The organism is Alteromonas genovensis, from assembly GCF_010500895.1.
Lineage (GTDB): Bacteria > Pseudomonadota > Gammaproteobacteria > Enterobacterales > Alteromonadaceae > Alteromonas > Alteromonas genovensis.
The window spans coordinates 97,238-112,528 of record NZ_JAAAWO010000014.1; the positions used below are offsets into that span (position 1 = coordinate 97,238).

13 protein-coding genes are annotated in these 15,291 nt (G+C 45.5%); 5 read left to right on the forward strand and 8 right to left on the reverse strand.

Going from position 1 to position 15,291, the window contains the following annotated elements; genetic code table 11:
• Positions 1-57: 57 nt before the first annotated feature.
• The 3 genes from cgtA to rplU form a co-directional block, all read right to left on the reverse strand.
• Positions 58-1,227 carry an Obg family GTPase CgtA gene (cgtA, locus tag GTQ48_RS15920; RefSeq protein ID WP_163107552.1) on the reverse strand — a complete coding sequence of 390 codons (1,170 nt, stop codon included), beginning with the start codon at positions 1,225-1,227 and terminating at the stop codon, positions 58-60.
• Between the two features lie 248 nt (positions 1,228-1,475).
• Entirely contained in the window at positions 1,476-1,733 is a 258-nt protein-coding gene (rpmA, locus tag GTQ48_RS15925; protein ID WP_032095643.1) for a 50S ribosomal protein L27, read from the reverse strand.
• A gap of 15 nt (positions 1,734-1,748) precedes the next feature.
• A complete protein-coding gene (gene rplU, locus GTQ48_RS15930; RefSeq protein ID WP_032095642.1) occupies positions 1,749-2,060 on the reverse strand; it encodes a 50S ribosomal protein L21 in 312 nt (103 codons plus the stop codon).
• An 804-nt stretch (positions 2,061-2,864) separates the two neighbouring features.
• On the opposite strand from rplU, the gene ispB reads away from it, so the two are divergent.
• The gene (ispB, locus tag GTQ48_RS15935) at positions 2,865-3,839 is read left to right on the forward strand and encodes an octaprenyl diphosphate synthase (RefSeq protein ID WP_163107565.1); all 975 of its coding nucleotides are present in this window, start codon (positions 2,865-2,867) and stop codon (positions 3,837-3,839) included.
• Positions 3,840-3,976: 137 nt separating this feature from the next.
• On the opposite strand, the gene pepQ is transcribed toward ispB, so the two are convergent.
• Together pepQ and GTQ48_RS15945 are read right to left on the reverse strand one after the other, a co-directional pair.
• Positions 3,977-5,296 (reverse strand): Xaa-Pro dipeptidase, encoded by a 1,320-nt coding sequence (gene pepQ, locus GTQ48_RS15940; protein WP_163107553.1) that lies wholly within the window; start codon positions 5,294-5,296, stop codon positions 3,977-3,979.
• A 148-nt stretch (positions 5,297-5,444) separates the two neighbouring features.
• Positions 5,445-7,553 (reverse strand): transglycosylase SLT domain-containing protein, encoded by a 2,109-nt coding sequence (locus GTQ48_RS15945; protein WP_338023344.1) that lies wholly within the window; start codon positions 7,551-7,553, stop codon positions 5,445-5,447.
• Positions 7,554-8,074: 521 nt separating this feature from the next.
• Between GTQ48_RS15945 and fadB the strand changes: the two genes are divergently transcribed.
• Both fadB and fadA read left to right on the forward strand, forming a co-directional pair.
• On the forward strand, positions 8,075-10,225 hold the full coding sequence (fadB, locus tag GTQ48_RS15950) for a fatty acid oxidation complex subunit alpha FadB (protein ID WP_163107554.1): 2,151 nt from the start codon (positions 8,075-8,077) through the stop codon (positions 10,223-10,225).
• A gap of 17 nt (positions 10,226-10,242) precedes the next feature.
• Positions 10,243-11,406, forward strand: a complete 1,164-nt coding sequence (fadA, locus tag GTQ48_RS15955; RefSeq protein ID WP_163107555.1) for an acetyl-CoA C-acyltransferase FadA — start codon at positions 10,243-10,245, stop codon at positions 11,404-11,406.
• Between the two features lie 62 nt (positions 11,407-11,468).
• On the opposite strand, the gene GTQ48_RS15960 is transcribed toward fadA, so the two are convergent.
• The gene (locus GTQ48_RS15960; protein WP_163107556.1) at positions 11,469-12,437 is read right to left on the reverse strand and encodes an integron integrase; all 969 of its coding nucleotides are present in this window, start codon (positions 12,435-12,437) and stop codon (positions 11,469-11,471) included.
• Between the two features lie 663 nt (positions 12,438-13,100).
• Here GTQ48_RS15960 and GTQ48_RS15965 point away from each other — a divergent pair.
• Positions 13,101-13,451 (forward strand): hypothetical protein, encoded by a 351-nt coding sequence (locus GTQ48_RS15965; RefSeq protein ID WP_163107557.1) that lies wholly within the window; start codon positions 13,101-13,103, stop codon positions 13,449-13,451.
• A gap of 108 nt (positions 13,452-13,559) precedes the next feature.
• On the opposite strand, the gene GTQ48_RS15970 is transcribed toward GTQ48_RS15965, so the two are convergent.
• Positions 13,560-13,850 carry a type II toxin-antitoxin system RelE/ParE family toxin gene (locus GTQ48_RS15970; RefSeq protein ID WP_061439355.1) on the reverse strand — a complete coding sequence of 97 codons (291 nt, stop codon included), beginning with the start codon at positions 13,848-13,850 and terminating at the stop codon, positions 13,560-13,562.
• Entirely contained in the window at positions 13,843-14,064 is a 222-nt protein-coding gene (locus GTQ48_RS15975; RefSeq protein WP_012518669.1) for a TA system antitoxin ParD family protein, read from the reverse strand. The genes GTQ48_RS15970 and GTQ48_RS15975 overlap by 8 nt, the downstream gene beginning before the upstream one ends.
• Positions 14,065-14,670: 606 nt before the next feature.
• On the opposite strand from GTQ48_RS15975, the gene GTQ48_RS15980 reads away from it, so the two are divergent.
• A complete protein-coding gene (locus tag GTQ48_RS15980) occupies positions 14,671-15,072 on the forward strand; it encodes a hypothetical protein (RefSeq protein WP_163107558.1) in 402 nt (133 codons plus the stop codon).
• Positions 15,073-15,291 lie beyond the last annotated feature (219 nt).

Sequence of the window (15,291 nt, forward strand, 5' to 3'; positions counted from 1 at the left end):
GCACGACAATCATCGTGCTTTTGCGCTTTCAACTATAAGGGCGTATTGACCTTCGTATTAACGACGGTATTCCACGTCTACATCGTAATCGTCTTCGTCCCAGTCTTCATCGTCGTCTAAGTCATCGACCAAATCATCATGGGCTTCAAGGGTATTACGGTGATACGTATCCCACTTAAACTCGACGTCTTTCTTGTCACCTTCTTCCTCTACTTCCCCAGGAAGGGTTTCAATAAAGTTCATCACATCTCTACATAACGGATCGAGGTTAAGCTTTTGGAACGCTGATATTTGATATACCGGGCCTTCCCACTCTAGCGAGTCTACCACCTTCTGACAAATTTCAGCGGCTTCTTCCTCAAGTAGCAAGTCGACCTTATTAAACACAAGCCAGCGCGGCTTGTTGGCTAATTTAGGGCTGTATTTTTCTAGCTCTTGAACAATAGCTCGGGCATTTTCTGCTGGGTCGGTTTCATCAACCGGGAATATATCAACCACGTGCAATAGAATGCGGCAGCGTTCTAAGTGCTTTAAGAACTGAATACCTAAACCAGCACCTTCCGCAGCGCCCTCTATTAGACCGGGAATGTCTGCAACAACAAAGCTACGCTGAGCGTCTTGACGAACCACACCAAGGTTTGGCACCAAGGTGGTAAACGGGTAATCGGCTACTTTTGGTTTAGCCGCAGACACTGAGCGAATAAACGTGGATTTACCCGCGTTTGGCATGCCTAATAAACCTACGTCTGCAAGCAGCATAAGCTCTAGCTTAAGATTGCGAATTTCACCTGGTGTACCGTTTGTTTTATGGCGTGGTGCACGGTTAGTACTGCTTTTGAAGCGCGCGTTACCAAGACCGTGAAAGCCGCCCTGAGCCACCTTAAGCTGCTGACCATGACGAGTAAGATCACCAAGCATCTCACCAGTGTCTACATCGGTAGCGCGCGTTCCTACTGGAACACTTACATTGAGATCTTGGCCTTTTCTCCCGATACAATCGGAGCCTTGACCGTTTTTGCCGCGCTCGGCACGATGGAATCGCTCGAAACGATAGTCGATCAATGTATTTAGGTTTTCATCAGCAACTAAGAAAACGCTGCCGCCGTCACCACCGTCGCCACCATCTGGTCCGCCTTTAGGTACGTATTTTTCCCTTCTAAAGCCAATTACGCCGTTTCCGCCATCTCCGGCTTCAACACGAATTTCAGCTTCATCTACAAATTTCATTTATCACTCCGGGCAATGTTGCCTTGGGTTATTGCTTAACACTAAGAACCTTAAGTTTACACTACAATACGCACTTTCGCGTAGTGGCAAACTCAAGGATATAAAAACAAATGTCGCCTGCATATGGAATGTGAATACCGCTATATGCACATAGGCAAAAGGGACTGCACCAATATCAGGTCTCATAAAACAAAAAACCCCGCAAACGCGGGGTTTTTGAAAGCTTTCTTGGCTAGTTAGCGTAATGCTTACTCGCCGATGATGCTTACAAACTTACGGTTCTTCGGTCCTTTAACATCGAACTGAACTTTACCGTCTTTAAGTGCAAACAACGTGTGGTCTTTACCGATACCCATGTTGTCACCAGCGTGGAAACGAGTACCACGTTGACGAACAATGATGTTACCAGCAAGAACAGATTCACCACCAAAGCGCTTAACACCTAGGCGTTTACTCTCTGAATCACGACCGTTTTTGGTACTACCACCAGCTTTTTTGTGTGCCATGTGTTCGTGCTCCTCTTATGCGTTGATACCAGTGATTTTCACTTCCGTGAACCACTGACGGTGACCAGCTTGCTTGCGAGAGTGCTTACGACGACGGAACTTAACGATAGTTACTTTATCGCCACGACCGTGTGTTACCACCTCTGCAGTCACCTTACCACCAGCAACGTTTGGTGTGCCGATTTTTACGTCGTCACCGTTGCTTACCATTAAAACTTTGTCAAATTCAACCGTTTCGCCTGGGGCTACTTCGATTTTTTCAAGACGAACGGTTTGGCCTTCGGCCACACGGTGTTGTTTACCGCCACTTTGGAAAACCGCGTACATAGTTAACTCCGCTCTGCGTCCACTGACGCTTCAATTCAAAAAACAGGGCGCAAATTCTACGTGAAACATCTGTAAATCACAAGCCCGATTCGTAGAAAAAATGATTATTTTTCCAACATGGGTTGGATTATGCCTCAATTGCCCATTTGATGCAGCTTACAATCACATAAATATGGATAAAAAATGAAAAAAATATGACATGGCGCTGTTTTTAAACCGAGTTTTATCGCAAATTTGCCACCTGAAGGCTCTGGCGATCAATTTCGCTTCGTTAGTTTTTGCTTCTACGATCGCGCTAAGCCAGCACCTTAACCCGCTATGGGATCTCAATATCGATCGCACGCGATCCCTATGAGCAGCCCGATATAGCTAAATGGTAGCGACGGTGTGTAGATGCTAAAACTGGTCTTACCCAATACTCTTTGATTCTCAGCCCGTGCTAAGTATAGACAAAAGTAGTAGTAAATTAGGCGCATACGCTTTTTTTGAACTAAGAAAAATAAAGAAAACACCGGCTTTGACAAGAAAAACAACGAAAGCAGCTAAATTTTACAATATCTGATATTACGGCATGCCATGTAGGGTACATGTTGTGTAAGCACAGCAAGCGCTGATATAAGCGTTTGAATCTTCAAGCGCAAAACGTGCGTGTTAGTTTGCGACATAAGGCGGTTTTAACCTTTACATTTCAAATGCGTTAAACTGTGATTTTTTGGGACAATTTGGTGGATAGTATGTGGCATTAAGGTACAATCGCCCTCAATACAGCACCAATCGTAAGAGTAAGTATTTATTGCCATGCCTATGGATATAGACCAAATTCGCGCACTGTCTAGCGACGATATGCAAGCAGTCAACACATTGATTCAAGAACAAGTGGACTCTGACGTTGCACTTATCAATCAGCTTGGCTTTTACATTGTTAATAGCGGTGGCAAGCGCTTACGCCCTCTTCTTACTGTACTTAGCGCGCGGGCAATGGGTATTGAAAATAACGAGCATCACACGCTAGCCGCTATTGTTGAATTTATTCACACCGCGACGTTACTTCACGATGATGTTGTTGATGAATCAACTATGCGCAGAGGTCGTGAAACAGCGAACGCGGTTTTCGGTAACCAAGCATCTGTCTTAGTTGGCGATTTTTTATATACCCGCTCATTTCAAATGATGGTAAGCCTTAAGCGCATGCGCGTTATGCAGATATTGTCTGAAGCGACAAACCAGATTGCCGAAGGCGAAGTGCTGCAGCTCATGAATTGCAACGACGCCAACACAACGGAAGCCCGTTATTTTGACGTTATTTACGGTAAAACCGCTCGGTTGTTTGAAGCTGCCACACAACTTGCCGCAGTATTAACAGACCAAAGCGAAGCCATTGAACACGCCATGCAAGAATACGGCAAGCACTTAGGCACAGCCTTTCAGTTAGCTGATGATTTGCTTGATTACATGGCAGACAGTGAAGAAATGGGTAAGAACGCAGGTGATGACCTAGCCGAAGGCAAACCCACCCTGCCCCTACTATACGCCATGTGGCATGCCCAAAACGACGACGATAAAACACTTATTCGAGACGCCATTGAACAAAGCAATGGCTTGGCCCACCTCACTCGAATTCAAGGGATCATGGAAGCCACCGGCGCGCTGGATTACACCAGACAGTGCGCACAAAACGAAGTTGATATGGCAATAGCAAGCCTTGCTTCTATCCCAGATTCACAATACAAAGACGCATTAATCGCTCTCGCTCATATCTCAATAGAGCGCACGAGCTAGCTGATTTTTTTGTTCTCTGAAATGGTAGCTGGTTTTTATGCAGCTACCTTTCCAACACATGCCCAATAATACCCACCAGAAAACCCAACGCTTTCCCTAGCGGCAGTAGCCAATGGCAACTGAGAGGCTTAAGCGGATTAGTTTAGATCGAGATCCCGCGTCATATTTTCGTTCTTATCGCGATGCACAATAATATTGTCTTCAATTCGAATACCGCCAAATGGCTTGTACTTATCTACCGTGTCCCAGTTGATGTATTTTGACGCTGGCGTTGCTTTTAAGTCTCGCAACAAGCTTTCAATAAAATACAAACCTGGTTCAATAGTAAATACCTGACGAGGCTCTACGACACGAGTACAGCGTAAAAACGGATGATCTTCTGGCGCCGTTTTTGGCGTGCCTCTATCATCATTAACAAGCCCGCCTACATCGTGTACCTGTAGCCCAAGGAAGTGACCAATACCATGTGGGAAGAAAGTACGTGTTATTCCCATTTCAACAATGTCTTGAGGCTTTAAGTTAACTACCCCAGTGTCGTGAAGAATTTGCGCAATACCGTCGTGGGCCAGTAAGTGAATATCGGTATATGCCACACCAGGCTTCAGGCTATCTGCTAGAGTAAGCGTGACGTTGTCTACCGCTTTAATCAAATCTGCAAATAAGGATGAGTTTTGACTGTAGGTTCTAGTGATATCTGCTGCGTAGCCGTTGTAAGTGGCGCCTGCGTCAATAAGAAACGAGCGGGATGTTTTTGGCGCAATATTGTCGCACTGCATGTAGTGCAAAATAGACGCGTGTTCGTTTAATGCAACAATACTGGTGTAGGGCACGTCATTATCGCCCTGTCTGCACGCAGCGGCATACGCCAAGTTGATATCAAACTCGCTCTTACCTTCGCGAAACGCTTGTTCTGCGGCTCGGTGACCGGCCACGGCAAGCTTATTCGCTTCACGCATACAGTCTAGCTCGTAATCTGTTTTGTAAGCGCGCTGATAGTGCAAGTAGTGCAGCACTCTGTCTGGATTCACGTTATCGAAGCCAAGGGCTTTCGCCACCTCGATATATTCGCCAATATACGCCATACGAGATTTATCGTAAGGAAGGTGCTTTTCTACGGCATCGGCCTGTTGTAGCAATACAATGTTAAAGCTGTCTGTCCAGAAATCATTGGGCTCTGGCGGCACTTTATGCCAAAAATCCTCAGGGCGATAAAAGATAAGTGTTGGCTTATCTTCACCGTTAACGACCAACCAACAGTTTGGGTTATCTATTACCGGCAACCACGCTTTAAACTGCGGGTTCACTTTAAATGGATAGTGGTTATCATCTAAAAATAGTCGCTTGCCTTGGCCTGAGTGAATGACTAAACCGTCTAGTCCCTCACGCTGCAATGCTTCGCGTGTTCTAGCTTGTAACTCTTCTATATGCTGTTCGTAGGTTGCTTTATGGTGCGACATAGCCCCTCTTATTTTGTTCGTTGTTAGTTTTCTAATGTTGTATTGCTGACATTTACTCTAGGACGAGTATACCATGAGCCTGTGCTCTTATTGATACCCCTAAGATAAACTGCAGCCCAGCAGTGTTAACTTACACCTGACAGCGCCCTTATTTTGGCGCTAACTGCATAACACCGGTTACTGGATGTGTACTCACCGCGTCTGCCGATGGGATCATATCCGAAGTAAGCTGAGGAAATATGTTGTTGCTGCTGCCAAGCTGCTGCTCGTATATATGTTGATACGTCATTACCGCTTTTACGTAAGCGCGAGTCTCTTTGTAAGGGATATTCTCAATCCAGATGTCCACCGGCAGCGCTTCATTCACGGGCAGCCACTCTAACACTTTTCTCCACCCGGCATTGTAAGACGCCGATACCAGTACCGGGTTGTTATCCAGTTTATCCATCAAATAGCGCAGGTACTGCACGCCATACTCTACGTTATCATTTACATCAAAAAGCTGACTGCGACTGACTTTAGTTTGCGCTACATATTTTGCCGTACCGGGCATTAACTGCATTAATCCTGCGGCGCCAACAGGCGATACAGCATCACTTCTAAACGAGCTCTCTCGCCGAGCAATCGCCATCGCAAACGAGGTAGAGATATTGTGTGCTTCTGCCTTTTCACTAAAAACGTCGTTAAAGGCAAGAGGGAAGCGTCGCTCTACATCATCCCAGTAGCCACTTCTTGCGAAGCTACTTATTGCTTGGTCGTATAACCCCCACTCGTAGGCCAATATTCCTGCGTCGGTTATTTGATTATTTGGTATGTGAGTTAGCAAGTAATACCACTCTCGTCTTGCTTCGGTCGCGCGGTCAAGACGAAAAAACTCTACTGCCCGCAAGGTGGCCGGTGTTACTGCAAGCTTGGCGATAGCGTTGCTATTTTTAGGTGCTGGGTTGTTTTTTAGCGATGGAGAAGTGTTGATATGCGCACTTGCCATAAACCCATAGTAATGTCGCTCTTGTGCTAGCTGTTGATAAAGCACAGTGGCGCGCATGGGCTGCTCAGATTGTTCTAGCGACCGCGCAAGCCAATACCGATAATTGGCTTTACGTTGTAACGCTTCTGGCGCGTTTTCAATAATTCGGATGACCTCGTCAAACTGCTTTGTACGAAGAAGGTGTGATACATGCCACAGCGTTATGTCGTCGTTAGCACCGGGGGCATCCGCTCTCTCTAACCAATGGTGGGCTTGTGGCGACTTTTCTAATGTAAAACTAAGCGCAATTGCACGATTTATAACATGGCGCTGCGCCTGTGAAAATACGCCTTGTTGATCATATCGCTCGTACACCTTTGCCGCAGTGGCTGGCTGTTGCCACGCCAGCTTTTCAAGAGACCATACCAGCGCTTCTCGCTCGCTTTGCACGTTCTTTAAGGGAAATAGCCTACTCTTTTGTACGCTGCTGACATTTCGCGTAACCGATAGCCAAATATCTGCAATGTACTGATCGCTTGCGGGAAGTTGACGCTTTAGATACGGAATGATGCGTCTGTTCTTTTCTTTAGCCGCAATTTCAATGCGCTTAATCACCATAGTAGGCGACATTAATCCTGCTTTTTTCCACTTTGCAAAAAGCGGATCGCATTCATCAGGTTGAGACTGACCGTGCAGCCACAGGGTGTCTACTTCTCGCAGCACTTGCTTTGCTGGCTCGCCATTTTGTAAACGGTAGTTCAGTGAAATACAAGTAAGTTTTGCCCCCATGCCGCTACTATAGCTATCGAGAAAGGCCTGTTGGTGATTGCGTTTGGCCAAATAATTAAGCCATTTGTATCGCAAGCCATAACTCACTGGCTGCCCGCGGTAGTCGTGCAGAAACTGCTTCACGTCGCGCTTTGTGCGAATAGACATGGTGCGCTCTAGTTTTAAGCGCAGTAAATAAGGGTACAGGGGATAGTCTGCCAGTGAGTAAATTTCACCGTCGAAGTCGTTAATACGACGACGTGAATACGTACGCAACTTTTCTTCTAGCGTAAGAAAATGCTGGCGTTTTTCAGCGTAGATGTCTGGCGGCAAGGTAAGTGATTGGGCTTGCGTTTGCTGCTGAGCGGCATGCAAAGAAGAAAATGGCAGTGCACAAAGCACTAGCATGGCGCAATTTAGTAAAAAAACGGGCCGCAATAGTTTATTAGCCCGCAATGCGTGCATGCCAAAAGCGGTGTCACGAAGACGATATACGCGCGACCAAAAGTTAAATATAGACACAAATAGCCTCCTACCCTGAATTGAACTCAACGTGTTTTTCACTAGCTTCGCACTAACGTGGAAAACGCCGAGTTGCTCGTTATACCTAACTCATAGAAATGGCAATGGCCGTTCATGAGTGGCATATGTTGCTGTAATGCGCGTTAACAGCTTGGCTCCATGCCATTGAAGATGTTGTGCCGACTGCCCCTATTCATGTTTTACATCGTTAGCAATGCTTTACGAACATAGGCAGACTTATTGTCGATTATTCTTATATTGGATTGGCGCTTTGCGCCGATTATGCTCATTATACAACCACCAATACCGAAATGAAGCGTGAATTCACTATTTACTCTTGAATTTAAGTCATCCGACCACTACCTTATGACACATTGAAACAGATGTTTGAATTTTTGTTGAAATTTTGTGTGGCTTTGTAAAACCTGTAGCCACCCTAACGCGTTAGTAAATTGATACTGCCCTACAACACAGTTGGATTTAATTTACTAACATCCTGGCCAATGCCGAAGGAGATGATAATGATATACACAGGCAAAAGTCTTTCCGTCAGTCCGCTAGATGACGGCTTTGCTGAGCTAGTATTCGATGCTGAAGGTTCAGTAAACAAGTTTGACCGTCAAACGGTATCTGAACTTGACGAAGCAACTAAAGCGCTCGTTGCCAAAGGCGACGTAAAAGGCTTAGTAGTTCGCTCAGCAAAAAGCACCTTTATTGTGGGTGCTGATATTACCGAGTTCACTGGCCTTTTTGCCATGGACGATGCAGAAGTACTAGAGTGGGTGGCTAACACCTCACAAGTATTCGATCGCTTTGAAGATTTACCTTTCCCTACAATTGCAGCGGTAAACGGTTTTGCACTTGGTGGCGGTTGTGAAATGGCGCTAGCCTGTGACCTTCGCGTTGCTGACACGACTGCAAGCATAGGTTTGCCAGAAGTAAAACTGGGCCTTATGCCTGGATTTGGTGGCACAGTGCGTTTACCACGTCTTATTGGTGCCGATAATGCATTAGAGTGGATGACAACGGGCCGCGACAGAAAAGCAGCCAAAGCAATGGCCGAAGGCGCTGTTGATGCGGTAGTGGCACCAGAAGCTCTCGCAACAAGCGCGCTGTCGATGCTAAAAGATGCAGTGTCAGGCGACCTAAACTGGGGCGCTCGTCGTGCTCAGAAAAAAGCGCCACTTCAACTGAATAAAAACGAAGCCATGATGAGCTTCTCTACCGCGCAAGCCATGGTGTTTGCACAAGCAGGTAAACATTATCCTGCGCCACATAAAATGGTAGAAACCGTACAAAAAGCGGCTGGCATGGACCGTGACGGCGCACTTAAAGTTGAAAATGAAGGCTTTGTAGCACTGGCAAAAACTGATGCGGCGAAAGCACAAATTGGTATTTTCCTAGCCGACCAGCTAGTAAAAGGCAAAGGCAAGAAACAAGCAAAAGCCAGCAAGAAAGACATCAAGCTTAACGCGGTACTAGGCGCCGGTATTATGGGCGGCGGTATTGCTTACCAAAGTGCCGTAAAAGGTATGCCGGTAGTGATGAAAGATATCAATACTGATGCACTCGACCTAGGCCTTAATGAAGCGGCCAGCATTCTAGGTAAAGGCATGAAGCGTGGCAAAGTAGACGCGTCTAAAATGGCGAAAACACTGAACGCTATTACGCCAACCCTTGAGTACAGCGCCATAAAAGATGCTGACCTGGTTATTGAAGCGGTAGTAGAAAACCCGAAAGTGAAAGGGATAGTGCTTAAAGAAACAGAACAAAACGTTGCCGACGACGCAATTATTTGTTCTAACACATCAACTATCTCAATTAACCAACTAGCAGAAAGCTTAGATAAGCCAGAGCGTTTCTGTGGTATGCACTTCTTCAACCCAGTGCACCGCATGCCGCTTGTTGAAATTATTCGCGGTGAGAAAACGTCTGAAGACACTATTAATGCTGTTGTGGCAACAACACTACGAATGGGTAAAACGCCTATTGTAGTGAACGACTGCCCAGGCTTTTTAGTTAACCGCGTATTGTTCCCTTACTTTGCTGGCTTTAGCCAACTATTGCTTGATGGCGCAGACTTTGTCGCCGTTGATAAAGTAATGGAAAAACAATTCGGTTGGCCAATGGGCCCTGCTTATCTTATGGATGTAGTAGGCATTGATACTGGCGATCACGCGGCTGACGTTATGGCTGCTGGCATTCCTGAGCGTATGGCACGCCTTGGCGATGACCCAGTAACCGTACTTTATAAAGAAAAGCGTTTAGGCCAGAAAAACGGCAAAGGGTTTTATAACTACGGCAAAGACAAGCGTGGTAAGCCAACGAAAGTGGCTGCCGATGAAGCATATAGTCTGTTAGCTCCTATCGTTTCTGAGAAGAAAGATTTTGACGCACAAGACATTATTGCTCGTCTTATGGTGCCAATGGCTAATGAAGCTATTCGCTGCCTAGAAGAAGGTATTGTAGACAGTGCCGCAGAAGCAGACATGGCGCTACTATACGGCTTAGGCTTCCCGCCGTTCCGCGGTGGTGTTTTCCGTTGGATTGAAACAATGGGACTAGCAAACTTTGTTGCACTTGCAGACAAGTACGCTGACCTTGGCCCGATTTACCAAATTTCAGATGGCGTTCGCAAGATGGCCGCTGAAGGTAAATCTTACTTCGCTTAATCCTTAGGAGAATATAAATGAAAGACGTCGTAGTAATCGATTGCGTACGCACCCCTATGGGACGCTCTAAGGGTGGCGTATTTAGAAATGTTCGTGCAGAAGACCTTTCTGCTGCACTAATGACTGCGCTATTAGAGCGCAACCCAAATGTAAACCCAGCTGACATAGAAGATATTATTTGGGGCTGTGTACAGCAAACCAAAGAGCAAGGCTTCAACGTTGCACGTAACGCACAGCTGCTTACACAAATTCCACGCACCACAGGTGCGGTAACCGTTAACCGTTTGTGTGGCTCTTCAATGCAAGCCCTTCACGATGCCACAAGTGGCATTATGAGCGGTCGCGGCGATATTTACATGATTGGTGGTGTTGAACACATGGGTCACGTGCCTATGAACTACAACATCGACTTTCACCCAGGCCTTGCGAAATACACCGCAAAAGCATCGGGCATGATGGGTATGACTGCAGAGCTGCTTGGTCGTCAAAACGGTATTAGCCGTGAAATGCAGGACGCCTTTGGCGCTCGCTCTCACCAGCTAGCACACAAAGCACACCTTGAAGGCCGCTGGGCCAATGAAATTGTGCCTGTGGAAGGTCACGATGCAGACGGCACGCTTAAGCTAATTAGTCATGACGAAGTTATCCGCCCTGAAAGCACAGCAGAAAGTATGGCGGCCCTTCGCCCCGTATTTGACCCTGTGAACGGTACGGTAACGGCGGGTACATCTTCGGCGCTGTCGGACGGTGCATCAGGTATGCTGCTTATGTCTGCCGATAAAGCAAAAGAGCTAGGCTTAACGCCACGTGCGAAAATTCGCGCAATGGCAGTAGCAGGTTGTGACGCCGCAATTATGGGTTACGGCCCAGTGCCGGCAACACAAAAAGCACTTAAACGCGCTGGTTTAACGATGGACGACATTCAGTTGGCCGAGTTTAACGAAGCGTTTGCTGCCCAGGCACTATCTTGCGTTAAGCAGTTAGGCTGGATGGATAACTTAGATGATAAAATTAACCTTAACGGCGGCGCTATTGCATTAGGTCACCCATTAGGTTGTTCAGGTGCTCGTATTTCAGGTACCTTGATTAACCTGATGGAATCGCAAGATGTAGAGCTAGGCTTAGCCACCATGTGTATTGGTTTAGGCCAAGGTATTGCTACTGTATTTGAACGCGTTTAATAAGTTAAACACGTTCTATTGAAAGGGCCTTCGGGCCCTTTTTTATTGCCTGCCTATCATCTTCATTTCAATACTCTAGACAGTGGACTAACCACACCTTGCGCGCCTTGTTGCAGAACATGAGTATAAATTTGTGTGGTTTTCACGTCAGAATGACCTAATTGGGTTTGCACAGTACGAATATCAGCGCCAGCTTGTAATAGGTGCGTAGCGAAGGAATGGCGAAGTGTATGCGGCGTTACCTTTTTTTTAATGTCGCACACTTTCGCCGTATTTCTAATGGCCTTTTGAATACTTGATTCGTCGATATGGTGTCGACGCACTTTCTTATTTTCCGGGTCGATGGACAGCCGCGATGAAGGAAAAAGATAGTGCCAGTCCAACTGCTTTGGTGCGCCTTTATATTTATCGCGCAACCTATGCGGCAAATAAACACCTTCATATTTGGGGTTTTCTAAATCAGCGGACAAGTAATTTTCAACCATTCCGATTTGGCGAGTAAGGCCTGGCTTTAATTCAGAGGCCAAGGTAACAATGCGGTGTTTGCCGCCCTTTCCATCCCAAATGCGAATAGCGTTGTAGTCGAAATCTATATCTTTAACTCGTAGCCGAACCGCTTCCATTAAACGCAACCCGCTTCCATACAATAACGAGACAGGAAGCTTTACATTTGCCGGTATTCGAGTGAATAACGATACAACCTCATCTTGCGTAAGCACTACTGGTAACTTGGCCTGCCTGCGGCTAGCAACAAAGTTGAGCTCTAACGAGAGCGGACATTCCAAAATATCGCGATAAAGAAACGCCAATGCATTTAGCGCACTCGCTTGTGTAGCCGGCGCAACGTTTTTAGCATTCACCAAATGTGATAAAAACGCTTCAACTTCAATATCACCCATTTGTGAAGGATGCCTACTATTGTGAAAGCGAATAAAGCTGATGATCCACTTACTGTAGAGCTCTATGGTGCGTTTGGCGTATCGGCGATTACGCATATGCTCGACCACCATTTGCATGAACATTGATTTCATTTTTTTATTTATTTTATTACTGGAGATAAACACAGCATTACGAGTTTTTAAGCTTTCGTAAAATAAAAAGGATAGATTCCGTACTTTAGTGCAGGGTTTTCCGATACAAAGTATAGGATATTGATGTTACGGCAATTACATGCGAAGGTATTTACATCATTAAAGTGATATACGGATTTATTCCACCTTGCATAAAGGATTTTTTCCGTACATTAAATTGTTAGGCGTCATTTACTTACAGCATTTAAAAGTGGGCTCAACCGTGACATTAAAGCATCAAGGTTGTTTCGCTAGGTTGTCTTCGCGGCTAGCTTTCTCGGTTTTTTAAACGACTTTAGCAACGCACTTTTCATCAGCATCGTAACGCCAACATTCAACACTACGAGTTGTCTAAACCCGCTCTTTTATCCAGCATTACCGTTAACATCTGGCTTTTCGCACAGGGTTGTTTTATCTTAAATTCAATAATTTAAACACGCGGTCTATTTGGCTAGTGGTGGCAGCAAAGCTGCGTACTTTCAGTTGTACGCCTAACAAAACGCTGTTGGCACTCCCTTCGGTCGCTGGGACGCTAACACGTGGGCTGACTCACTTCGTTCGGATTTTAGCCCACGTGCTAGCGCCCCAAAGCTTAAAGTTATGTGCAGCAGGAGATTTAGCGCAATGAAAAGGAAGTTCTTAGCTTTTATTTTTGTTATTTTCGGTTTTCAACATGCTGCTCTGGCATCAGAAACAGCAACGCAACCAACCATTTCAGAATTAGAGCAAACAATTAGTAACCTTCAGTCGAAAGTGAGAAGTTTGGAATATGCGCAAACCAGTACAGAAACAGCCATTTCAAAGTTACAAAAGGCTATAAATAGTAATGGCCTTGCCATCGTATTTTTTGGTTTCTTCTGTGCATGGTGGGCAAAAACAACTGGGCGCAGTGCTTTGGGGTGGTTTATATTGGGGCTGCTTTTTCACGTTTTTACAGCAATCGCACTTTTAATAAAAACCGAGCGCGGCACATAACAAAAAAATTATGTCGCCCGCAGGCGGGCTGGGACACAAACAAGCAGGCGGCTTCGCCATTGTAGCCTGCCTGTTTGTGCCCCATATTTAAAAGTTATACGCAATTGGTCAGAACAACTTTTTAACATCGCGGTAAAAGTTTTCATGTGAACCAAGAGCTATTAATTCAAGAATTACAGTGCCGTCCTCGTAGCTGTAACCTAATAAGGTTAGCTGCTTAACCATCTTGAACTTGTACACGCGAAGAAAAGCTAGGTCGCCTTTTTTCTGTTCTCCTAGAAGAGGATCGTCCATCAATTCCTTTACAGCTTTATCCAAGTCTTTTTTCTGATTCTTATGTAACTTCTTTACTGCTCTCTTAAAATTAGCTGTCTGTAAAACACTCGTAATCTTAGCCAAAATCGTAAGGCTCCAATTTACCTGCCTCTTTTTCCGCTTTGGAAATAATTGCTTGTTTCACGAATTCGTATGGTAAATCAGGATTATCTTCCATCATTTCACCTATTTTTGCCCAATGCTCAATCTGTTTAGGCATCGTTCGGTTTAGTGCTTTACCCATAATGGTAGCTTTCTCAACTAGATCTTGGTCTAGTCTTACGCTCGCGGTTGCCATAATATGTCTCCTTATAATTCTTTATCACATTGTAGCAATGCGCTACAGGTGTGGCAAATTGCGTATAACAAACGCATCAACTCAGTCGCTAGCGCTCCTTGGGACAAAAACACGTAGGCTCCCTGCGCTGCGCTTGGTATTCTAGCCTACGTATTTTTGCCCGTTATGCGGGCCGTTAGGCGTCATTTACTTACAGCATAAAAAAGTGGGTTTAAGCGTGACATTCCAGCATTAAGGTTGTTTCGCTAGGTTGTATTCACAGCTAGCTTTCTCAGTTATTTTAACGGCTTTTGCAACGCGCTTTTTATCAACACCGTAACGCCAACATTCAACATCACCAGCTTTCTAAACTCGCTCTTTTATCCAGCATTAACGTTAACATCTGGCATTTCGCACTAGGTTGTTTTATCTTAAATTCAATAATTTAAACACGCGGTCTATTTGGCTAGTGGCGGCAGCAAAGCTGCGTACGTTCATTTGTACGCCTAACAAAACGCTGTTGGCACTCCCTTCGGTCGCTGGGACGCTAACACGTGGGCTGGCTCACTTCGTTCGGATTTTAGCCCACGTGCTAGCGCCCCAAAGCTTAGCGTTAGAAGACTAGCGATGATTTATGAGCCTAAGGTTGTAAAAGTAGAGACTGGTTTCGAATCAGACTCTACAGTAGACATTGACGAAATTACATTCGACAAAGAATGCTTAAACATTGCTGTTAAATCGAAGAGTTGGAGTATAAAAGCTCATTTCGATGCTATTTATGGTTTCAGAGTGCTTGATGAAGGTGATTTAGGCGAGTTTTGGAGTGAATGTAACTTAAAAACTGGTTGGTGTTTTGAAGTAATCGACGGTGGCTGGAATGCACTGGAAAACACCAGAGAACACTTCATTACTGGTAAGCTATATCAGCCGAGGGAATACCTAATTATTGGTTTAAACGAGTGTGTTTCGGTTTTAGCTTTTGAGCAACCAAAGGTAGTAGAAACATCGTCTTCTAACAAACCACTGTAGTCACTCGCTGGCGCTCGTTGGGACACAAACACGCAGGCTCCCTTCGCTTCGCTCCGTATTATAGCCTGCGTATTTGTGCCCCTAAGTGGGGCGTTAGGCGTCATTCACTTACAGCATTAAAATGTGGGTTCAGACGTGACATTTCAGCATCAAGGTTGTTTCGCTAGGTTGTCTTTACGGCTTGCTTTTTCGGTAGTTTCATCGGCTTTAGCAACGCCC